This window comes from Halobacteriovorax sp. DPLXC-1 (genome assembly GCF_036903125.1).
GTDB classification, from domain to species: Bacteria; Bdellovibrionota; Bacteriovoracia; order Bacteriovoracales; family Bacteriovoracaceae; genus Halobacteriovorax_A; species Halobacteriovorax_A vibrionivorans.
Window position 1 is genome coordinate 778,391 of the sequence record NZ_JAYMCO010000001.1, and the last position, 19,948, is coordinate 798,338.

Genomic DNA, 19,948 nt, shown 5'->3' on the forward strand with positions numbered 1-19,948 from the left:
CAAGATTTCAAAGCCTTACTTGAAGAATTCATTTCTATTTATTTAGAGTCAAAAAAATATGCATAAGTTGTCGTAATTACAGTAAAGTTTTTTATAAAGATGTCGAAAAGTTAAGGAACTTAATATCGAGTTAGTTTTTTATTTGGAGTGCATCTGTGAGTGAAGCGTTTAAGAAGGGAAATGATTGGGATATCATCAGTTTAGCAAATTATGTATCTGAAATTGTTTCAAAAGAAAGTGGGAATATACTAGGGCCAGCGCAACAATCTATGGTTATGAGTCGTTTAAAAAAGCGCATGATGACCTTAGGTACTCATACTCCAGAATCTTATTATGAATATTTAACTAAGAACTATAATAAAGAGTCTTTGCAACTTATCTCAATGCTTACGACTCACCATACATACTTTTTTAGAGAATTTACTCATTTTGAATATCTCCTTACAAATCTTGATTCCATTGTAGCCAATGCGAAAAAGAGGGGAGATAGCACGATACGTGTTCTATCAGCAGCATGTAGTCGTGGACAAGAGGTTTATTCACTGGCCATGTTCTTTAATCATCACTTAAAGAATTATCCCGGTATGAAATATGAAATCGTTGGAACAGATATTGATCCAGAGAGTGTTAAGATTGCTCAAAATGGTGTTTATCGTTACCGTGAAATTAAATCGATTCCTACTGTCTACTTAACAGGGAATTGGATGAGAGGGTCTGGAGAGATCTCTAAGTTTGCAAAAGTTAATTCTCATATTAAAGAAAATTGTAGCTTTGGTGTGATGAATCTTCTTGCACCAGAAAAGTTTATTGGTGGAAAGAAATTCGATATCGTATTTTGTCGAAATGTATTTATCTACTTTGACCAAACTTCCATTGAAAAGATTGTAAATAATTTCTCAAAGTTTTTACACAAGAATGCTCTATTTATAACTGGTATTAGTGAATCTTTAAAACATACAAAATTAGAGTTTCAAACAATGGCGCCAAGTGTTTATTGTCTTGATCCTGAAGAGAAAGTTGTTGAAAAACCTAGACCACTATCTATCGTTAAAGATAAGACGGTACCTAGAACTTCACCAATTGCAAAAACACCAATCATTCCTAAGCCTATTAGAATGCTTGTTGTTGATGACAGTTCTTCAGTTGTTAAGCTACTTTCAAAAATATTTGAAAAAGATGATGACTTTGAACTTGTTGGAACAGCAATGAATGGTCTAGAAGCACAAGAGTTCTTAAAGAATAATAAGGTCGACGCCATGACTCTTGATATTCATATGCCTGAGATGGATGGTGTTGAATATTTGAAGAAGAACTTCCGCTCTGGCCACCCAAATGTTGTTGTGGTTTCTAGTGCTTCACGTGAGGATACTCGTTATGCTCAAGAAACTCTTAATAACGGTGCATGTGACTTTGTTGAGAAACCAGCACTTAATAATTTAAAAGAAAGAGCAGAAGAAATTAAAAATAAGATTAAGATGTCTTTCTTAAATGCAGCTCCAGTTGTAACAAAAGTAGATCGTTCATTCCAAAAGAGCTTTGATATTAAGAATCCTGAAACTAAGGCCCGCTTCTTTGTTGGATCTTTCAGTGATAAGAAAAAGATCATTGCTTCACTTGATGAACTTCGTGGTAATCAACCTCCAGTATTTCTTTTCTTTGAAGGAAACGGTAATTTCTTAGAAATGATTAGCGAAGAATTTAAATCAGTTCCTAATATTCAAGTCTATGATGGAAGCACTGAACTTGAAAATAATAGTGTTTATATATGTGACTTTAAAGAACACTTTGAAGATATCAATTCTAAGACAAAGAGCTTTAAGAAAAGTCTCTCTGTATTTGGAATCGTTTCAAAGTCAGTAGAGAATGCGTTCTTTGATTTAAATGAGACACAAATTCTTATCGAAGATACAGGTGATATCAACGACAGTATAAAAGAAGTTGTCTCAGATATTTTCCCTTGGACGAGTTTTGCTCACCTTGGAACTGAATATTTAGCAGATGATGAATAATTAATTCTTATTTTGAATGGTAGTGCTTTTTATTAATCGTAAAGTCTTGTGATTCATAAATAGCACCACCTTCATTTTCAAATCTACGTATACTTTCTTTTTTTTCTTTCTGTCTTCTTAGCTCATTTGATGTCTCTAAATACTCACAAACTTCTTTGTTGGAAACTTGTGGAAATTCAAGATAGAACTCACCAACTGAAAGAAAATTATGTGGTGTCTCTAGGACTAAAATATCATCAACTAAATTTATAATTTCATTATATGACTGACGTGAACTAACTGGTGCAACTGCAAAAATATTTTTTATATTATGGTCTTTCTTTAAAAACTTTATGGCCGCCTTCATTGTTGCACCTGTTGCTATTCCATCATCAACAATAAAGATACTTCTCCCTGATAGGTCAATCGGTGGCCTGCTATTTCGAAATTCTTGAGCTTGCTTTTTTACTTCTTCTTTTTTCTGCTTTGTTAGACGATGAAGTTGTAAGTCATCAATATTTAAATGGATAATTATTCTCTGATTAAGGTAGCCAATACCTTCTTCCGTAACTGCTCCAAGTGCTAATTCTTCATTATTTGGAGCTCCCACCTTCTTAACACAGAAAATATCTAAGGGTAGCTTATGCATTTTCGCAATTTCAAATGCGATGGGAACACCTCCTCTTGGAAGTGCAATGATTGCTACATTCTTAAATTCAAGTAGCTTCTCTTTAAATTCTTCACCTAAAAGTTGGCCTGCTTCTTTGCGATTTTTGAACATAGTTCTTTCCTAGATGACAATTTTTATCTGTGGATTGAGTTGGCGATCCTTTTCTACGGGACTAGAAATATAGGCTTCTTTTTCTATTTCTAGATTGATAATCTCAGATAGATCGTGAAGTTCATTTCCCAATCTCTGTATGACATCATCAGCAGAAATAATTCCTATAAGTTGATCTCTTTCATTAACAACTGGGATTCGCCTAACGCCATTGGCTCGCATTTTCTTTATTGTATCGACGATACTGTCTTTAGGAGAGCACATCACTACATTTGGGGTCATGATCTCACTTACTTTCGAGTAGGGTTCTATCTTTCCTTTCTTTCCAAAAGATAAGGCGATATCACGGTCAGTTAAAATGCCCATTGGAGTTTTCTTCTTTCCTTCTTTGTGACCGACTACTATGATGGCCCCGACATGTTTTTCATACATCTGTTTTGCAGCATCGTGGATGGTAGCATCAGAGTTAATTGTTACAATATTTTTTTGGATAATATGCTCAATTGACACGTTTATCTCCTTTGAAAACTAGATTACGTCCCAATTATAATTGCATTCTCTTTTGCATATAATTTAATTCTTTCCAAAGAAAAGTTTCGATTAACTTGTAAACTTGTTCAAAAAGCGAAACAAGCGTTAGCGCCGCGTATCTTCGATTAGTATATAGTATCTTAAGTTAGATTAGAGAATGGAGCGCGTGATACCGAATGCGTAAGCATTCGGTTGTTTAGCAAGCGTTAGCGCCGCGTATCTTCGATTAGTATGTAGTATCTTAAATTAGATTAGAGAATGGAGCGCGTGACAAGATTCGAACTTGCGACATCCACCATGGCAAGGTGACACTCTACCAACTGAGTTACACGCGCTTATTTGAGTGGAAGAAATATATTGCTGAGGAAAAAATTTGTCAATACTCAAAATTAAAAAATTATAAGTTCTTCTTCCCCGACCCGTCAGGTGAGTCCAAAATATATTGCGGAAGAAGCCAACCTGGAATTTCACGACGCAGTTTACGATATATTTCACGTCCTTCTTCAATTGATAGGTAAAAGTGCATGGCACCCTTGGCCTGATCTGGGTGGTGAAGATAGTAGGGACGAATATTTAATGTATGAAGCTTAAGGAATAAATCCTTTAAGTCTTTAACATTATTATTAACATCCTTTAAGAGGACAGACTGTGAGAGAAGGCCAAAGCGTGCCCCCAGTTTTTTGATACAGTCCATAGCAGCTGTTGTGATTTCTTGAATATGATTGATGTGGATAACTACATTTATATCGTTAAATCTGTTATTGAATTTGTGAATAACTTCAATAAATTCGTCACTAATATATTTTGGTAAAGAAATAGGTGTTCTAGTGTGAAAACGAATGAACTGTATATGTGATAATTTGCTAAATTCTTCAAGGTAGAACTTTATCTTAGATGCTGAAAGCATAAAGGGGTCTCCACCTGAGAAGATAATTTCATTTATTTCTGTATGAACTGATAAATAGGAAATTACTTTTTCAAAGTCGGCCTTAAAAATTTCGTGCTTGCTACTTAATTCATTTTTGCGAAAGCAATAGCGACAAATGACCGGGCAAATAGTCGTTGGTGTAAACAGCGCTCGGTTATCGTAACGATGGATAAGTTGGGGGGCGACGTATTTTTGTTGATCTCCAATTGGATCTTCTAGTCCATCGTCTGAGTTTTCTAAATTAGATGGGAGAAATTGTTTTGCGTGTATGCCCTCAAGTCCTTCTTTTTGAATTAGTTCATTCATGTGACTTGGAATGAATACTTCATATGAAGATGGTTCTAGATTAAGACCAAAATGCGAATTGACTTCATTTGTTGAGCGAAGTCCTTTTCTCATTTTTGATTATTTTCTTTATCTTGTTTGTCTTGAAGTTTTTTTATGTCATTGAGGTGATGCCATTTTGCCCAAGCGGCACATCCGCGAATTAGTAGAGCACCGTAGATTGCAATACCTGTGAAATGGGCCATCACTTTCATCGTTGATAGGGCCCCTGTGTTTTGAAGAAGCCAATAGATCCAATAGAGAAGTGCGATGTGAATAATGAAGATCACAACAAATTGGAGTTTATATGAAAGTGGTTTTCCTGCTAGCATGACGTCTTTATATAATTACTTTGAGTCTTTATCAACATGATCACGAAGATCTTGAATCTTTTTAATAGCAAAAGATTTGTAGATATCAGTGAGTAAACAATGGGCATAGAGTACATCTCCAGCTGGCATCGGTAGAAGAGCAACAGGTTTTATTGGTCTAAACTTACCCTTGTAGCTTCCACCTTTGTATTTGATATCGATTACTTCTTGATTTGCTATCTTCTTTTGTAATTGTTGAATAATCTCAGGTGCTTCGGCCATATTCGCCCTTGTGAAGTCACGGATATTTAAGATTTCGCCTTCTTTTAGCTGACGGTTTGATTTCACTTCATCAAGGGTCTTTGCAAAGACACGAAGGCAGGCAATTGTATCATCTAGTGCTCGGTGATGATTTTCTAGTGGAATTTCAAAGTGTTTACAAAGTGATGAAAGCTTATGATTCTCACTTCCTTTCACATACTTACGAGATAATTTACATGAACAGAATACCTTGGCCTTGTGAAGCTCAATCTTTTGCTGGTGCATGGCAAAGACAATAAAGCCAATATCAAATTTTGCATTATGAGCAACAAGTGGCGTATTTCCAGAAAATTCGAGAAATTTAGGTAACACCTCTTCAATTGAAGGTGAATCCTTGACCATGTCATCAGTGATTCCATGGATTTTCGTTGTAAACTCAGGAATTGGATTTTTAGGTTTTACGAGGGACTCAAAAGTTTCTATTTTGTTTCCAACGACTTTAATAGCCGCAATCTCGATAATTTCGTCAACTAAAGGAGACAGTCCAGAAGTTTCTAAATCAAGTGCTATTAGCCCATCTGGGAAATACTTATTGATATTTTTAATTTCGCTCTGAGTAAAATTGATAGTAATTCCTTTAATGAAGCTAGTAGTAGGGGTTTCCAACGTTTTGTAAATATTGGTATGTCGTAGCAATGTGTCATGCCAATTTTAATTAATTTTAGTACGTTGAAGAACCTTAAAATTAAACTTTTAATACTGATTATGGGCCTTACGGTCAATAGTTTGAGGAAATATTTTATGAAGAAATTTGATGTTATTGTTATTGGTTCAGGGCCAGGTGGATATGTCGCCGCTATCCGTGCTGCCCAACTTGGAAAAAAGACTGCTATCGTTGAAAGTAAAGAATTAGGCGGAGTTTGTCTTAACCGTGGCTGTATTCCTACGAAAGCGGTTCTTAAAGCTGCTCACAGTGTTCACGAGCTAGCAGATATGAAAGATTTAGGTATCGATGTTGAGCTTAAGGGCCTAGACGGTGGTCAAGCTGTTAAACGCGCTAAGGGGATCTCAAATAAGATTTCTGGTGGTGTTGCTTACCTAATGAAGAAAAATAAAATCGAAGTTATCGAAGGTTACGGTAAACTTCGAACTAATACTCAAGTCGAAGTTACTTCAAAAAGAGGACATACTGAGACGATTGAAGGAACAAATATCATCCTTGCAACTGGTGCTCACTATCGTTCATTCCCTGGACTTGAGCATGATGGGAAGAGACTTATTGGTGCTTGGGAAGCGATTAAAATGGAAGAGCTTCCAAAGTCAATTGGGATCATTGGTGCTGGTGCTATCGGTGTTGAGTTTGCTTACTTCTGGAATGCATTTGGTGTAGACGTTCATATCTTTGAATTACAAAAACACCTTCTTCCAATCGAAGATGAAGAGTCTTCAAAAGCTGTTGAAAAAGCTTATAAGAAATACGGAATCAAGATGTCTCTTGGTGTTGAAAAAGTATCTGCTAAAAATAACGGAAATGACATTACAATCACGGAAGTTAAAGGTGGAAAGACTGTTGAGCACAAGTTTGATATGGGACTAATTGCTGTTGGTATGACAGGAAATATCGAAGGTATTGGACTTGAAACTGTTGGTGTAAAAACTGATAGAGGTTTTGTCGTAGTTGATAATAACTACCAAACAAATATTCCTAATATCTTTGCTATTGGTGACGTTGCGGGACCTCCTTTACTAGCACACGCTGCTTCTCACGAGGGAATCATCGCTGCTGAAAAAATTGCAGGTGAGCATCCACACCCACTAGATAAGATGAATGTTGCTGGTTGTACTTATTGTCAGCCACAAGTTGCATCTGTTGGTTACACTGAAAGAGCTCTTAAAGAGCAAGGTATTAAATACACTGCTGGTAAGGTTCCATTCTCTGCAAATGGTAAGGCCATGGCATCTAATGAAACTGATGGGTTTGTAAAAACTCTAATGGGTGAAGATGGTGAAATGCTTGGTGCTCATATTGTAGGAACTCACGCGACAGAATTAATTCATGAGTATGTTCTATTTAGACAAATGGAAGGTGTTGACGAAGAAATGTTTGCAACAATTCATCCACACCCAACTCTTGGAGAGTTCTTAGCTGAGTCTGTACTTAATGCTAAGGGAAGATCGATCAATTTTTAATTTTAATATATAAGGATAAAGATTATGAAAAACGATATCGTAATGCCACAAATGGGTGAGTCTATTACAAACGGAACGATTACAAAGTGGCACAAGCAAGTTGGTGACACAATTGAAATCGATGAGATTCTTCTTGAGATCTCAACTGATAAAGTTGAATCAGAAATTCCATCACCATATTCTGGAAAGATCGTTGAGATTCTTTTTGAAGAAGGTGAAACAATTGATGTTGGTGTAAAAATCGCAGCAGTTGACGATGATATGAATGCAGAGGTTTCAGCATCAGGTTCTTCTGAAGCAGCAGCTCCTGCTCCAGCGGCAGCTGAGCCAGCACAAGCAGCTCCTGCAGCAACAGGATCTTCAGATACTCTTGAAGATGTTGTTATGCCACAAATGGGTGAGTCTATTACAAATGGAACAATCACAAAATGGCACAAGTCTGTAGGTGATATGATCGAAATTGATGAAATTCTTCTTGAGATCTCGACTGATAAAGTTGAGTCTGAAATCCCTTCACCATTTGAAGGGCGTATTGAAGAAATTCTCTTTGAAGAAGGTGAGACAATTGATGTTGGTGTAAAAATCGCATCTGTTGAAACAGATCCATCAAAGCCTCAGGGAAGCGCTGGGAGTTCTGCTCCAGCAGCAAGTGCACCTGCTGCTAACCAAGCTCAAGAATCAGCTCCGGCAGCAAGCTCATCTCAGCCAAGTCCGACGACAAAAGGTGGACGTCGTTTCTATACTCCTTTAGTTAGAAACCTTGCTAAAAAACATGGTGTTGATCTTAATGAATTAGCACATATTGAAGGAAGTGGAGCAGGCGGACGTGTTAATAAGGCCGACTTCATGAACTTCTTAGAAAATAGAGGCTCAGCTCCTAAGGCAGCTCCTGCGCCAGCGGCTACAAAGTCAGCACCAGCAGCTCCGAAAGCAGCGCCAGCTCCTCAAGCCTCTTCTGTACCATCTTCGACAAGTGGTAGAGTTGAAGTAATCCCAATGGATAATATGAGAAAAGCGATTGCTAAGAATATGATCGCTTCTAAGATGACTTCTCCACACGTTAACTCGATGGATGAAGTTGATATGACAAAACTATTTAAGTTCAGAGAAGGATTTAAGCATCAGTTTAAGAAAGAAGAAGGTTTCTCTCTTACTTACACTCACTTCATCCTTTATGCTCTAGTACAAGCTCTTAAAGAGTTCCCAATGGTTAACTCTTCAATTGTTGGTGATGAAATCCACATGAAGAAAGATATCAACCTTGGTTGTGCTGTAGCTGTTCCAGGTAACGGACTTGTCGTTCCTGTTATCAAAGGTGCTGATAACTTAAATATTAGAGGAATTGCTAGAAAGCTAGATGAACTAGTACAAAAGGCAAGAGCTAAGAAGCTTACGCTAGATGATATGTCAGGTGGAACTTATACTTTCACAAATAATGGTTCTTTTGGAATCCTTATGGCAACTCCAGTTATCCTTCAACCACAACTTGGTATCTTCTGTGTTGGTACAATGAAGAAGCGTCCAATTGTTACTGAAGATGATGCAATTGCTATTCGTCAGATGATGTATGCAACTCACACATACGATCACAGACTAATTGATGGTGAGGTAGGGTCAAAATTCCTAAGACACGTAATCAACACTCTTCAAACAACAGATTGGGAAGGGTTATTCTAGGCGAATAAAAACATTTTAATATAGAAAAAGGACCTCAAATGAGGTCCTTTTTTATGTCTTTTATGTTCTCTTTTATAGGAACATTGAATTGGCATTTATATTCGGATTTCTTCTCACCGGAATGCATATAGCAATTTAGATGCTTTCCACTTCTTAGCTCAAACTTTTTACCATTTATATTATGAAAACTATCTTTAATGAGATCAAGTTTAAGCCAGAACCTTTCGGCCAATTTTCCAGAAAAGTTTATTCTTAGATGGTTGTTATCGTAGCTGATTTTTGCTTTACCATTTTCACGCTTTGTTCCTAAAAACTCACTAATTGCCCCTTTTCCAAAATCAGTATCGGTATCATAGGCGGATAATTTCCCTTGTCCTAGGCCATTTAAGTAGAGGTGACAGTGAAATTTATGTGAAGGCTCTCTAACGCAAAAGAAGTATTTATGATAGCGAAAGACTAATCCATGTACGAGGTCCGCATAGGTGTTTTTCACAGGGAGTCCTAGAAAGATCTCCCTTGCATATTTTGAATCAACGATTGAAAACTCATTCACATGGCTTGAGATCGCAATATTATTGATTTCACTTGCAAAGGTTTTAAATGTTAGAAAGAGGGCGAAAGAGATGAGTACGATAGTCTTCATATTTTAAAATATAAAGTTTGAAGATATCAAAGTAAAACAAGTTCACAAAAGCCTGACAAATAAGACTCTTGGCCAACATTTCTTCTTTCTAACTACTTATAAATTGTTACTAGACTGCGATACATCTTTCCATTTTGGTGTGAATCAACATTCTTCTTGATTTCGTTGTACTTTGTATGAAATAGACTAGAATTACCTTCTTCAATAAAAGAAGACTTCATTTCTTCGAGAAGATCTTTTGCCTTATTATTGAAGACCTTATCATCTTGAGTGAAGTCTTTTACATCGTGTTTTCGTTTTTTTAATGCCTTACCAAGACGAGATTTTTCAAAAGGTCTCTCAGAGGTGTAGGTAAGAACAAACTTTCCCTTTGGCTTAAGACTATCCATTACTTTATTAAGAGTTCGATATAGATCATTTAGCATGTAGAAGCCATCTAATGAGATGACTAGGTCATACTCATTCTCTCCAAGCCATGTTGTTTCAAAATTGGCCTCTTTATATTTGAATTTACTTTCGACAAGGTCCATTCCTTTGGCCTTTAACTTATAATTCTTAGCAAAGTACTCGGTAAGATCACCAGTTCCACAGCCGATATCTAGAACTTTCATATTGGGCCTAAAGTGTGCTGTGAGGGCCTCAAATTGCTTTTTTGAGAGGTTATTTTGCATGAAGCACTCAATACCATGCATCTTATTGCAATAAGAGAGATACGATTTAGACTCTCTTGCAAAGCGATAGTAATTTGTGAATGCTCGTTTGGCCTTGGCGTTAAAACCTTTTTGATTTAATAGATTGCGTATAAATTGAAACATACTTTCTTATACTCCTATTTTCTTTAAAATTCTATCTTCACACAATCTTAATAATTTAGAATTTGAGAAAATTTTATACGAATGTTACAAATATATTATTAACGGGAAAAGGAGTCTCCCCATGCTCAAATTTCTATTCTTTCTTAGTGTTTTAGTAACATTGGCCAATGCAGCTGTTGCAACAGTCTTTCTTGAAGGACTCAATGAGAGAGGTCAGCAAGAAGTTCAAAAAGTAATAAGTATATTTAAATAAAAAAAAGCCTTCTATTCAGAAGGCTTTTTTATTTTATATCTAAAAGTGTTGATTTCTAGAAATCACTGATTCTGTCAGCAAGGTTTGGAATATCGATGAATGGGTTTCTGTTGTTTTGAACTCTAAAGATTGTTTCATTTCTTTTTAGTTCTTCAGCATCGATTGGATCTTGCTTATCCCACTCTCTAAGTACTTGTTCTTGGTGACTTGAGATTTGGATATCGTATCTTACAGAGAAGTAGAAAAGTGCTCTTGCAACATTTCCTTTGTGTTTTGCAGGTGGCTCGAAAGCACCATTCCCTTGAGTTTGAGAAGCTGTACAGTTCTCATAATCTACAGGGAAACCATCAACATTATCAAATTCATAATTTCCTCTTACTGAGTTCGCTCTTGAATCTGTTGGGTATAGGTGGTGAAGGTCTGATTTTTGAAGACCTTTTGAAAATCTTCTTGAGAATTTTGATTGTGGCCAAGTGTGCTCACAGTTTAAAACATTTGAATTAGGGATTTGTCCTGGTCCCATTGAACGTGTTTGACGTCTTCTAAGTTTCTTTTGGCAGTAAACATCTTCAATGAAATATCCATTGTTATCTTCTTGTAGGTGTAGCTTTCCGAAAAGAACTTTTCTAGCACCTTTATAACCAAGGCTTCTTTGTCTATAGCACTTTCCTCTTTTATTTGAGTCACATCCTAATAGGTCACGACCATTTGTTTCTTGGTGCATTGAATTTAGTACATCAAAAAGATGCTCTTTTAGAGCTTCACTATTATTTGATTTCATTGATAGGTGAAGTTCAGTTTCTTTTGGATAGTAGTTGTTTAATTCTGTTGCGTTAGTCGTAAGTGCGAAAAGTAGTGTTGCTAGTGCGATAGTGAATTTCATCATTTACCCCTCGGTTTTCCCTATGATGTTTTGTGTGTGTGGAGCATTTATAGGACAAAACTATTAAAATGGCTAATACTAAAATTAAGTATCTCTAATAAAATATCTATATCTACCTAATAACAGTGGTTAGACGCGTTGCTAAGATGTCATTTTTTTAAATATATACGAAAAATGTAGATTTCTGAGGAGCTCTTTTGTATAAGACCCTCTAACAAAGAATATAGTTTATTAGGGCGAACTTATTATGAAATACATTTTACTAGCGTGTTTACTAATATCTTTTAATGCTACTGCTTACACAAAAGCATCTTTAAATTGTATTAAGAAATTAACATATGACCTAAATGTGGATAGTCGTGCCTTCAAAGTAAATATGGATGAAGTTGATATTGATCTTGAAGATAAGCCTCTTGAGGAATCAATTGCCCTTATTCGCGCAACTCTAGAGCTTTATGGTTGTAATAGTAGGAATGCGATTAACTTCTCAAAGACGCCATCAGGAAGGGCAAAGAGTCGATGCCTAGAACTAGTTCCTGGTCAAGACTATTCAATGAGCTGCTATATTGAATCAAATATTGGTTTCTTCTTTATTACAAAAGATCTACAAACTGACGCTTTCATTATTTATTCGCGTTGGGATTAATCTCCCCACAGCTCAGATAAACGCTTCTTAATATTATTTTCCACACCAATTTCTTTTGGGTGATAAAACTTGGGCGTACCTTCTGGAGAGTATTGTTGTCTGACAAATGATCCTTCAAAGCTATGTGGATATTGATATTTCACTTTATGGTATTTATCTGGAAAGTTCTTTAAGTGCTCTGGAACTTCAATTGTTTGAGAGTCTTCTACGTAAGCGAGGGCCTCGTTTATGGCCATGTAGGCAGCATTGCTCTTTACTGTGCTTGCTAAATAAGTTGTTGCTTGGGCCAGTGTAATACGTGCTTCAGGCATACCGATATTTTGAACAACATGAAGAGCATTTGTCGCCATTGTTAGTGCATTTAGATCGGCGTTTCCGACATCTTCACTGGCAAAAATGACGAGTCTTCTTGCAATAAAGACAGGATCTTCTCCACCATCAAGCATAACAGCAAGCCATAAAATGGCCGAGTTAGGATCGCTTCCTCTCATACTCTTTATAAAGGCCGAGATAACATCATAGTGACGGTCTCCACCGGCATCAAAGTTTCGAGAATTTTCTTTGATGATATTTTTTACTGTTTCAAAATCCACATCCTCATCAAGAGAATAGATAACCTCTAAGCTCCCTAGAGCTATACGTGCATCGCCATTAGCGTAATCGCAAATAAGATCAAGGTGTTCTTTTGAAAGTTTACGCTCTAGCTTTTCAACTGTTTTCGTAATAAGAGAGCGAATCTTTTCTGTGGAAAAAGATTTTAGCTCAATGATTTTCATTCGAGACAGGAGTGCACGATTTACACTTCGTCGGGGATTTTCAGTTGTTGCACCAATTAAGATGAAACTTCCTTGTTCAACGTGTGGAAGTAGAGCATCTTGCTGGGCCTTATTGAAACGATGAATTTCATCGATAAAGATAATCGATTTTCTTTGGTAGTCCTGAGACTCCTCTTGGGCCTTTTGAATGAGTTTCTTAAGGTCTGCTACTCCAGAGAGAACGGCACTGAATTCATAGAAGTTAGCATTGATTTCATGGCCTAAAACCTTTGCCAAAGTCGTTTTCCCACTACCTGGAGGTCCCCATATTATTAATGAAGGTATATTTTCGCCACGTAAGAAAGGAAAACGCTTAGCAAGTGCGTCAAATCCTTCGTAGTCTTGCCTGCTTTCAGGCCTTACCTGATGAGCGAGGGGAGTTGATTTAGAATCTGGTGCGTTAAATAAACCTTGTTGCATAAATTACCTATTTTATACTGGCCATTGACACAATGTGGGGCCGTCGTGTAATTTAACATACCAATTTAAGCTAGACAAAATTTGCGGCGTTAAGCCACGAAGAAATCTCATTAAAGCTGTCGTTAAAGGTAGTGAGAAAAAAAAATAGAAGGAGGTGAATGTTATGTCTAAAGATTACTCAATCAAAATCGAGATCGATGAAAGATTAAGTGCGGAAAGAGCTCTTAAGAAATTCAAGAGATACTGCGAAGCTTTCGGTGTTATTAGAGAATACAGAAAGAGACAAGAGTATAAGAAACCTTCTATTAGAAATAAAGAGAAGCTACAAGCTGCTGAGAAGAGAAGAAAGAAAACTCAGACGAAGTACGGTAGAGGTTCTAAAATCTAATTAAGATTTAAATTTCTTATATAAAGAGAGGCTCCGTAAGGAGCCTTTTTTTATAAAGTTAAAACATTAATTTCAAAATACTATTCCAACGACGATGCATGATTTTTACGTTTCTAACGTATTCTTTTGGAAAACCAGTCTGACCTTTTTCAAGATCCATGTGAAAAACATTCCACTGCATATTTAAATCACCTAAGCGATCAAAGAACCAATCTTTATTCATTTGAGGAATCATATAAACCTCAACAGGAGAGAGGAAGTTATCAATAAATTGCTCGAAAGATGGTTTTAGTTCCGTAGGTAAAATATAAAGAAATGAGTCGTTAGCAAGATTATAAATTTGTTTTACATAGCTTCGATACTTATCAATACGTGGTGCATAGATAGCAAAGTTAGTCTTATCTGTTAGATGTAGTAGTTGAACATAAGACTGTATCTGTAAATTATAACTGTCGATTTGATCAAGATTTGAAAGTAGTGCTATGTAGCCATCAACTTTATCGTATTGCTTTTTTGGTAGTTTTATAAAGTCATCTCTAAGACTTTTTACATTTCGCTCAATTGCCTGGATTCTTCCCATGACATCTTTAAGGTCTTCATAACAAAGCTTTTGATTCCTACGACATTTTTCATAGGCTTCATCAAAGGCAAGGTTTAAATTAAGGCTATTTTCTCTTAAGTTGATAAAGTCTTGAGATGTATAGGTGATTCTTTTGACGACATAGTAAAAGTCTTTCTTCATGGAACGAAGTTGAGGCCTAATATAGCGTCGATAGGTATATGAGTTTAACTTTAAGCTAGACGTATCAAAGTCTAGATAAGGATAATTGGCCAATGTACTGGCACAAATAAATAGAAGAAAGATTAGTTTTCTCACTAATTAAATGATTGAAGGAATGTCGCCAATTGTCAATGTTTAGCCAACGAGATCGAGGTCTTCTTGTGGTGAAATATGACTAAGTTCAATATGATCAGGAACTTTCTGTAGAGAACGAAAGTCTGTTAACCAACTTTCTGAATTACATATTGAAATTGAAACATTATGTCCTGGAAATCTATTCTTAGCTAATTGCTTTGGAAATAAACTCAGCGGAGCAGATTTCAACTTAAAATGGACATCAATATGTGACGGAATCTTTCCCGAGTAGATTAGTGCAAGACAAATAAGTGTACCTGCATGATCTGTTTCTACTTGAACTCTATCTTTCTTTGATTTTTTAATGAGTGTTAAAAGGTTGGTTGCGTATTTAGAGATTTCTTTTTGATTGAGATGTTGAAAGCGGTAGATGTCACGACGATTTTTTGCGGTTAGGACCCTTTTTTCTTCTTCGCTAAATTGCAGGTCCCTAAAATTTGTCATCATTATCTCATCAAGAGTGGGCTCTTTTGTTTCAAATTTATAGAGAACATCTGCCCCAGCTCCCTTGACCTTGATCTTACCAGAAAATAAACGCTTTAAAGACACGATGAACCCTTTGTTAAATACGTAACATTCACAGCCTATATATCTGTGTATACTCTTTTTCGGCTTAAAGGGTTATTTAATTTAGTAAAATAATAAGAAAAGCTAGATTAATTCTTATTGAGAGTTTCGTAATTCTAGTGACTTATTCGTCTGACTCACTCATAAGTTGTTTAAATATGTTATTTTTTCGCATTTGTAACAACTTCATAATATCAGTGGCCGTCTCTTCGAGAGCGCGGTCAGTAACATCAAAAACCGGCCAGCGTTTATTCTTATTAAAGATTTGATTGGCCCATTCGATCTCTTCGATAACTTTATTTGTATCGGCATAGTCACCAGTGTGCTCTGTTGCCCCAAGTTTATTTAAGCGATTTTTACGAATTGAATAAAGAGCTTCAGGATCAATTGTTAGAGCAAAGATTTTTCTTTGATCGATTTCATAAAGTTCTTTAGGAAGTTCTTGTCCATTAATGATTGGGATATTTACAACTTTAATACCATGTTGAGAGAGGTACACTGAAAGTGGTGTTTTCGAAGTACGAGAAATACCAACTAAGATTACATCTGCCAGATGAAGAGTTTCAACATTTCTTCCATCGTCATGATTTAGAGTAAACTCCATGGCCGCAACTCGATCAAAGTATTCAGAGTTTACCGCATGAAGTAGACCTGGTTCACTTTTTGGCTCTTGGTGAAAGTAGTTTGAAAAAGTTGTTAAGACAGGTCCCATAAGGTCCAGGGATCTAACATGCTTTTTCATTGAAATATCTTTTGTATATTCTCTTAATTCAGCTGAGACAATTGTATAGATGACGAGATCATGGTGAATCGCTGCTTCATCAAAGATTGATTTGATTTGTTCTTTTGTTCGAACATTTTTAAAACCAGTGTAGAAGACTTCACTTTCTGGGAATTGTGTCATTGCCGCACGGCTAATGGCCTTTGCAGTTGATCCCGTTCCATCAGAAATAATAATAATTTTCATCTTCTTCAAAATTGACCTCTTTAATTTCTTTATTGTCTTACTTTATTCATTTATGAAGTTACAGGCAAGTTTAATGGCATCATTTCGCTCACTAATAGGATGAAATCGATTAAGTGGTGAAACTTTCTTTAAGAAAGTTTTTTGAGACTTTGCTAAGCGTCTCGTTGCAAAATAAATTTTCTCGCATAATTCCAGATGATCCTTAATTTCACCATCAAGAAATTGAATTGTTTCTTTATATCCAATCGTTTTTAATGCTTTTAGTTCTTTGTGATGGGCAGGGTCTTTCATAATTTGAAAGACTTCATCAATAAGGCCTTGGTTAAGCATATCTTTGGTACGTTTTAGAATAATTTCCCAATGCTCCTCCTTGGGAAGATCGAGACAAATATTCAAGGTATCCCAACCATGAATATTCTTTGAGAAGTCATATGCGCCTGCTTCATCAGCACTTTTCTTTTGATCAGAAATCTTCTTACCAGTCATGCGATGATATTCATAAGCTCTAATTCTACGATAGTGGTCATTCTCATGGAGGTTTTCAAGAGACTCAGGATCGTTCTTTAAAAGGTAGTTAACGATCGCCTCCATTCCACTTTCTTCATAGAGCTTCTTTGCTTCTTCTTGGATTGACTCATCAGTTGTGGGTGAGTCATACATTCCTCTAATAAGGCTTCGTAGATAAAATGCACTCCCTCCAACTAAAATTGGAACGATTCCTTTCTTATGGAGTTCATTAATTTTATTCTTTGCAAGTTCGACAAAATCAGAAGCATTGAGTTCCTGTGTGATAGGAGAGATGCTTACCAGATGATGAGTGACACCATCCATTTCTTTTTCGTCTGGCTTGGCGCTACCGATATTTAGTTCATTGTAGAAGAGGACGCTGTCAAAATTAATAACATGGCATTTTTCAGTACCTATTTTCTTGGCGAGATCGATACTTAATCCGGTTTTTCCAGAAGCTGTTGGACCTAATATGAGAATTAATTTATTTGTCATTTGAGTAACTTCTTCAGTTTTTTAGCACTAATGGTTTTAGCGAGTTTTAATTCCACAAGATCGTAGAAAGGAATGATGGATAAAAGCTTTCTAATATCACTTCCTTGAATGAAGACATCATTTATAATCTCTTCACCGTTTAATAAATTTTCACACATCTTTGCATAAGGGAGGTCCTCAAAGAGGTGAGAGACGGAGCGAAGAACACATGTATGTTCATCTAGACGGTCAACTTCAAAGCCGAATTTAAAGTATTGCGGAAGGTTTTCCATCTCTTTTTGATCATATGAAATTGGCTCAGAAATAAGAAGAGGAGTCATCTTATCGAGATCCACTACTTCCATTAGTTTCTCTATTAAATTCTGTGCATCCAGAAAGTATGCTCCGCGATCAATGTGACTTAAGAGAAATAAATTATCTCCAAGAGCACAAATTGTTAATTCGTGCTGAACACCAGAGTCAAATAAAGAGCTTTGACCATGGCCATCGATTTCTTGTTGAAAGCGAGAGAGATCTAAACTCGATTGATTAGAGTTTGATTCGATATGCCCAGAAAATCCTGTATTAAATAAACTATTTGAAAGTGAGTTTAAATTTGTTTCTTCTTCATCAATAGCAAGTGTATTGAGTTCTACTTTATCTTCATTTTCTGAGATTAACTTCTTTGCAGTAGCGCTGGTTAAAGAAAAAATCTCGTTTGCTTTTAAGAATTTAATAATCGTTTTATTTGGGTGTACATTTACATCGATCTCATTTTCTGGAACATGTAATTGCATGATATAGTCACCAGTTTGACCTGGTTGCCAAATCTTTTCCATATTTCGAATGATAATTTGATGAAGCTTCTTATCTGTGAAGAGTCGATTATTGACGAAGAGATACTGTTGTTTCCCGCTATATCCTTTAGACGAGTCTTTAGAGATATACATTTTACAGTGAGATCCAAGATATTCTCCATCAGTATCAAATATCTCAGGGCGATGTTTTCGACTTTTCTTTTTAAAAATCTCGCCTATTCGAGTTTTTATATCATCTTGCGCTCTATATATTTCAGGGTCATTATCTTCCCATGTAATCGCAAATTCAACGTGAGGGTAGTTGATAAGAAATGAATTGATTACACGTTTAAGTGCATTCTTTTCACTCTGACCTGATTTTACAAACTTCAATCTTACAGGAGTGTTGAAGAATAAATCTTTTACATATGTAGAAGTTCCACATTTGTGACTTGCATATTTTGAATGCTCGACAGTTTGCGCGCCATGAATGACAAATTTAGCTCCCTGTTCAGGATTCGCGTGAGGAGCGGAGTGACATGAGATTCTTGCAACAGATGAAATTGAAGCAAGTGCCTCGCCACGGAAGCCAAAGGTATTTAGGCGATATATATCTTCAAAGTTATTAATTTTAGAAGTTGCGTGACGACAAAAAGCGTAGGGTAGTTCATCAAAGAACATACCATCACCATTATCTTCAATAGCAATAAGATCAAGGCCATTATTTAAAATGGTAACTCGAACCTTACTCGAATTTGCATCGATTGAGTTTTCTAGTAATTCTTTTAGAACATTGGCCGGGCGCTCGACAACCTCACCGGCCTTGATTTGATCAATTAAGTGTTCAGGAAGAAGGTTAATTCTATTTTTAGTATTTTCTATTATTTCCATTAGTACGAACTAGTCGCGATAGAAATTAACCTGGTTTCTTCCTCCCTCCTTGGATTTGTAGACAGCAGCATCGGCTCTTTTAAAAAGATCTGTTCCGCTACTAACTCCTTGTCTGTAGTCGGAAACGCCAATAGATGCAGTTACAGGCAACTTATTATCGTCGTAAATAAAATCGTGAGTTTCAACTGCCTTTCTTAGGCGCTCAGCAATTTCGTATGATTGTTTAATATTAGTTTTTGGAAGTAAAACAACAAATTCTTCACCACCATAACGAGCAAAAATATCTGTTTCTCTAATTCCATTTGTACGAATAACTTCAGCTAGCTCTTTTAAAACATAATCACCAGCATCGTGTCCGTAGTTATCATTAAGTTTTTTGAAATGGTCTAGATCGAAAACAATTAAAGACAGGGGAGTTCCCGTTACTTTTGATTTCTTTACTTCTAAATCAAGTTTCTTATTAAAGTATGACTTATTATAACAAGAAGTTAATCCATCTGTATTAGCTTCTAGTTGAAGCTTGTCGTAAGTAAGCCTCTCTGGATCTCCTTTTGGGAGATACTTAAGTGCAATAGCACCCATTTTAATAATGTCACCTTTTTGAAGTTCAGTAGGAGCTTCGATTTTACTATTATTTAAAAAAGTTCCATTACGTGAACCAAGGTCTTCTACATTATAACCTTCTTCAGTAGCGTTAAGCTTAAAGTGCTCTCTAGAGATACCATTGAACTCTAGTGGGATTTCACACTTTGCACTACGGCCAACAGTAAGTTCTTGTTCTGTAAGATCAAAAAGAGTTCCGTTGAGTTCTCCTCCTACTACAAGAAGGGCCGCTGGCTTATCTTCAGCTTCTTTATTTGCCGAAGCTAAGGCTGCTTTAATATCAGTTAAAACTAGAGTAGCGTCATCACTCATTAAATTGTCCTTTCAATACTTTATGAAGTTCGTTATATACCCGTAAATTTTAACCACTGG

21 protein-coding genes and 1 tRNA gene are annotated in these 19,948 nt (G+C 36.2%); 6 read left to right on the top strand and 16 right to left on the bottom strand.

Going from position 1 to position 19,948, the window contains the following annotated elements:
- Positions 1-155 precede the first annotated feature (155 nt).
- Positions 156-2,009 (top strand): CheR family methyltransferase, encoded by a 1,854-nt coding sequence (locus VCM44_RS03750; RefSeq protein ID WP_334678054.1) that lies wholly within the window; start codon positions 156-158, stop codon positions 2,007-2,009.
- 7 nt (positions 2,010-2,016) lie between these two features.
- Here VCM44_RS03750 and VCM44_RS03755 read toward each other — a convergent pair whose 3' ends face one another.
- From VCM44_RS03755 to VCM44_RS03780, 6 genes are all read right to left on the bottom strand, one after another.
- Entirely contained in the window at positions 2,017-2,769 is a 753-nt protein-coding gene (locus tag VCM44_RS03755) for a phosphoribosyltransferase (protein ID WP_334678055.1), read from the bottom strand.
- 9 nt (positions 2,770-2,778) lie between these two features.
- Entirely contained in the window at positions 2,779-3,279 is a 501-nt protein-coding gene (locus VCM44_RS03760; RefSeq protein WP_334678056.1) for a CBS domain-containing protein, read from the bottom strand.
- A 280-nt stretch (positions 3,280-3,559) separates the two neighbouring features.
- Positions 3,560-3,635: transfer RNA gene (locus tag VCM44_RS03765), tRNA-Gly, on the bottom strand.
- A 62-nt stretch (positions 3,636-3,697) separates the two neighbouring features.
- Positions 3,698-4,627 carry a KamA family radical SAM protein gene (locus tag VCM44_RS03770; RefSeq protein WP_334678057.1) on the bottom strand — a complete coding sequence of 310 codons (930 nt, stop codon included), beginning with the start codon at positions 4,625-4,627 and terminating at the stop codon, positions 3,698-3,700.
- Positions 4,624-4,884, bottom strand: a complete 261-nt coding sequence (locus VCM44_RS03775) for a hypothetical protein (RefSeq protein WP_120405335.1) — start codon at positions 4,882-4,884, stop codon at positions 4,624-4,626. Before VCM44_RS03775 ends, VCM44_RS03770 begins: the two co-directional genes overlap by 4 nt.
- Positions 4,885-4,899: 15 nt before the next feature.
- Entirely contained in the window at positions 4,900-5,790 is an 891-nt protein-coding gene (locus VCM44_RS03780; RefSeq protein WP_158536747.1) for an exonuclease domain-containing protein, read from the bottom strand.
- Positions 5,791-5,925: 135 nt separating this feature from the next.
- On the opposite strand from VCM44_RS03780, the gene lpdA reads away from it, so the two are divergent.
- Entirely contained in the window at positions 5,926-7,314 is a 1,389-nt protein-coding gene (gene lpdA / locus VCM44_RS03785) for a dihydrolipoyl dehydrogenase (protein ID WP_114705524.1), read from the top strand.
- A gap of 24 nt (positions 7,315-7,338) precedes the next feature.
- Positions 7,339-8,991, top strand: a complete 1,653-nt coding sequence (gene sucB, locus VCM44_RS03790; RefSeq protein ID WP_114705523.1) for a 2-oxoglutarate dehydrogenase, E2 component, dihydrolipoamide succinyltransferase — start codon at positions 7,339-7,341, stop codon at positions 8,989-8,991.
- A gap of 34 nt (positions 8,992-9,025) precedes the next feature.
- On the opposite strand, the gene VCM44_RS03795 is transcribed toward sucB, so the two are convergent.
- Positions 9,026-9,634 (bottom strand): hypothetical protein, encoded by a 609-nt coding sequence (locus VCM44_RS03795; protein ID WP_334678058.1) that lies wholly within the window; start codon positions 9,632-9,634, stop codon positions 9,026-9,028.
- Between the two features lie 92 nt (positions 9,635-9,726).
- Positions 9,727-10,449 carry a class I SAM-dependent methyltransferase gene (locus tag VCM44_RS03800; RefSeq protein ID WP_334678059.1) on the bottom strand — a complete coding sequence of 241 codons (723 nt, stop codon included), beginning with the start codon at positions 10,447-10,449 and terminating at the stop codon, positions 9,727-9,729.
- Between the two features lie 121 nt (positions 10,450-10,570).
- On the opposite strand from VCM44_RS03800, the gene VCM44_RS03805 reads away from it, so the two are divergent.
- Complete coding sequence (locus tag VCM44_RS03805) at positions 10,571-10,702, top strand: hypothetical protein (RefSeq protein WP_255509250.1); 132 nt, start codon at positions 10,571-10,573, stop codon at positions 10,700-10,702.
- A 55-nt stretch (positions 10,703-10,757) separates the two neighbouring features.
- Here VCM44_RS03805 and VCM44_RS03810 read toward each other — a convergent pair whose 3' ends face one another.
- Entirely contained in the window at positions 10,758-11,585 is an 828-nt protein-coding gene (locus VCM44_RS03810; protein ID WP_162929683.1) for an endonuclease I family protein, read from the bottom strand.
- 247 nt (positions 11,586-11,832) lie between these two features.
- On the opposite strand from VCM44_RS03810, the gene VCM44_RS03815 reads away from it, so the two are divergent.
- Positions 11,833-12,231: a hypothetical protein gene (locus tag VCM44_RS03815; RefSeq protein ID WP_114705517.1), complete on the top strand. Its 399-nt coding sequence runs from the start codon at positions 11,833-11,835 to the stop codon at positions 12,229-12,231.
- On the opposite strand, the gene VCM44_RS03820 is transcribed toward VCM44_RS03815, so the two are convergent.
- Complete coding sequence (locus tag VCM44_RS03820) at positions 12,228-13,466, bottom strand: replication-associated recombination protein A (RefSeq protein WP_334678060.1); 1,239 nt, start codon at positions 13,464-13,466, stop codon at positions 12,228-12,230. The genes VCM44_RS03815 and VCM44_RS03820 overlap by 4 nt on opposite strands.
- A 163-nt stretch (positions 13,467-13,629) precedes the next feature.
- Here VCM44_RS03820 and rpsU point away from each other — a divergent pair, with 163 nt between their 5' ends.
- Positions 13,630-13,854 carry a 30S ribosomal protein S21 gene (gene rpsU / locus VCM44_RS03825; protein ID WP_114705515.1) on the top strand — a complete coding sequence of 75 codons (225 nt, stop codon included), beginning with the start codon at positions 13,630-13,632 and terminating at the stop codon, positions 13,852-13,854.
- A gap of 58 nt (positions 13,855-13,912) precedes the next feature.
- On the opposite strand, the gene VCM44_RS03830 is transcribed toward rpsU, so the two are convergent.
- From VCM44_RS03830 to VCM44_RS03855, 6 genes are all read right to left on the bottom strand, one after another.
- Entirely contained in the window at positions 13,913-14,731 is an 819-nt protein-coding gene (locus tag VCM44_RS03830; protein ID WP_114705514.1) for a hypothetical protein, read from the bottom strand.
- A 39-nt stretch (positions 14,732-14,770) separates the two neighbouring features.
- A complete protein-coding gene (locus VCM44_RS03835) occupies positions 14,771-15,319 on the bottom strand; it encodes a hypothetical protein (protein WP_114705513.1) in 549 nt (182 codons plus the stop codon).
- 142 nt (positions 15,320-15,461) lie between these two features.
- Positions 15,462-16,304, bottom strand: a complete 843-nt coding sequence (locus VCM44_RS03840) for a pyruvate, water dikinase regulatory protein (protein ID WP_233500239.1) — start codon at positions 16,302-16,304, stop codon at positions 15,462-15,464.
- A gap of 42 nt (positions 16,305-16,346) precedes the next feature.
- Positions 16,347-17,306 carry a tRNA (adenosine(37)-N6)-dimethylallyltransferase MiaA gene (gene miaA / locus VCM44_RS03845; RefSeq protein WP_114705511.1) on the bottom strand — a complete coding sequence of 320 codons (960 nt, stop codon included), beginning with the start codon at positions 17,304-17,306 and terminating at the stop codon, positions 16,347-16,349.
- Positions 17,303-18,973: a DNA mismatch repair endonuclease MutL gene (mutL, locus tag VCM44_RS03850; protein ID WP_334678061.1), complete on the bottom strand. Its 1,671-nt coding sequence runs from the start codon at positions 18,971-18,973 to the stop codon at positions 17,303-17,305. The genes miaA and mutL overlap by 4 nt, the downstream gene beginning before the upstream one ends.
- A gap of 9 nt (positions 18,974-18,982) precedes the next feature.
- Positions 18,983-19,888 carry a GGDEF domain-containing protein gene (locus VCM44_RS03855; protein WP_114705509.1) on the bottom strand — a complete coding sequence of 302 codons (906 nt, stop codon included), beginning with the start codon at positions 19,886-19,888 and terminating at the stop codon, positions 18,983-18,985.
- Positions 19,889-19,948 lie beyond the last annotated feature (60 nt).

Coding starts and splice junctions, on each gene's coding strand:
- VCM44_RS03755 (WP_334678055.1), bottom strand. CDS start 2,769: ATGTTCAAAAATCGCAAAGAAGCAGGCCAACTTTTAGGTGAAGAATTT.
- VCM44_RS03770 (WP_334678057.1), bottom strand. CDS start 4,627: ATGAGAAAAGGACTTCGCTCAACAAATGAAGTCAATTCGCATTTTGGT.
- VCM44_RS03775 (WP_120405335.1), bottom strand. CDS start 4,884: ATGCTAGCAGGAAAACCACTTTCATATAAACTCCAATTTGTTGTGATC.
- lpdA (WP_114705524.1), top strand. CDS start 5,926: ATGAAGAAATTTGATGTTATTGTTATTGGTTCAGGGCCAGGTGGATAT.
- sucB (WP_114705523.1), top strand. CDS start 7,339: ATGAAAAACGATATCGTAATGCCACAAATGGGTGAGTCTATTACAAAC.
- VCM44_RS03795 (WP_334678058.1), bottom strand. CDS start 9,634: ATGAAGACTATCGTACTCATCTCTTTCGCCCTCTTTCTAACATTTAAA.
- VCM44_RS03800 (WP_334678059.1), bottom strand. CDS start 10,449: ATGTTTCAATTTATACGCAATCTATTAAATCAAAAAGGTTTTAACGCC.
- VCM44_RS03805 (WP_255509250.1), top strand. CDS start 10,571: ATGCTCAAATTTCTATTCTTTCTTAGTGTTTTAGTAACATTGGCCAAT.
- VCM44_RS03810 (WP_162929683.1), bottom strand. CDS start 11,585: ATGAAATTCACTATCGCACTAGCAACACTACTTTTCGCACTTACGACT.
- VCM44_RS03815 (WP_114705517.1), top strand. CDS start 11,833: ATGAAATACATTTTACTAGCGTGTTTACTAATATCTTTTAATGCTACT.
- VCM44_RS03820 (WP_334678060.1), bottom strand. CDS start 13,466: ATGCAACAAGGTTTATTTAACGCACCAGATTCTAAATCAACTCCCCTC.
- rpsU (WP_114705515.1), top strand. CDS start 13,630: ATGTCTAAAGATTACTCAATCAAAATCGAGATCGATGAAAGATTAAGT.
- VCM44_RS03840 (WP_233500239.1), bottom strand. CDS start 16,304: ATGAAAATTATTATTATTTCTGATGGAACGGGATCAACTGCAAAGGCC.
- miaA (WP_114705511.1), bottom strand. CDS start 17,306: ATGACAAATAAATTAATTCTCATATTAGGTCCAACAGCTTCTGGAAAA.
- mutL (WP_334678061.1), bottom strand. CDS start 18,973: ATGGAAATAATAGAAAATACTAAAAATAGAATTAACCTTCTTCCTGAA.
- VCM44_RS03855 (WP_114705509.1), bottom strand. CDS start 19,888: ATGAGTGATGACGCTACTCTAGTTTTAACTGATATTAAAGCAGCCTTA.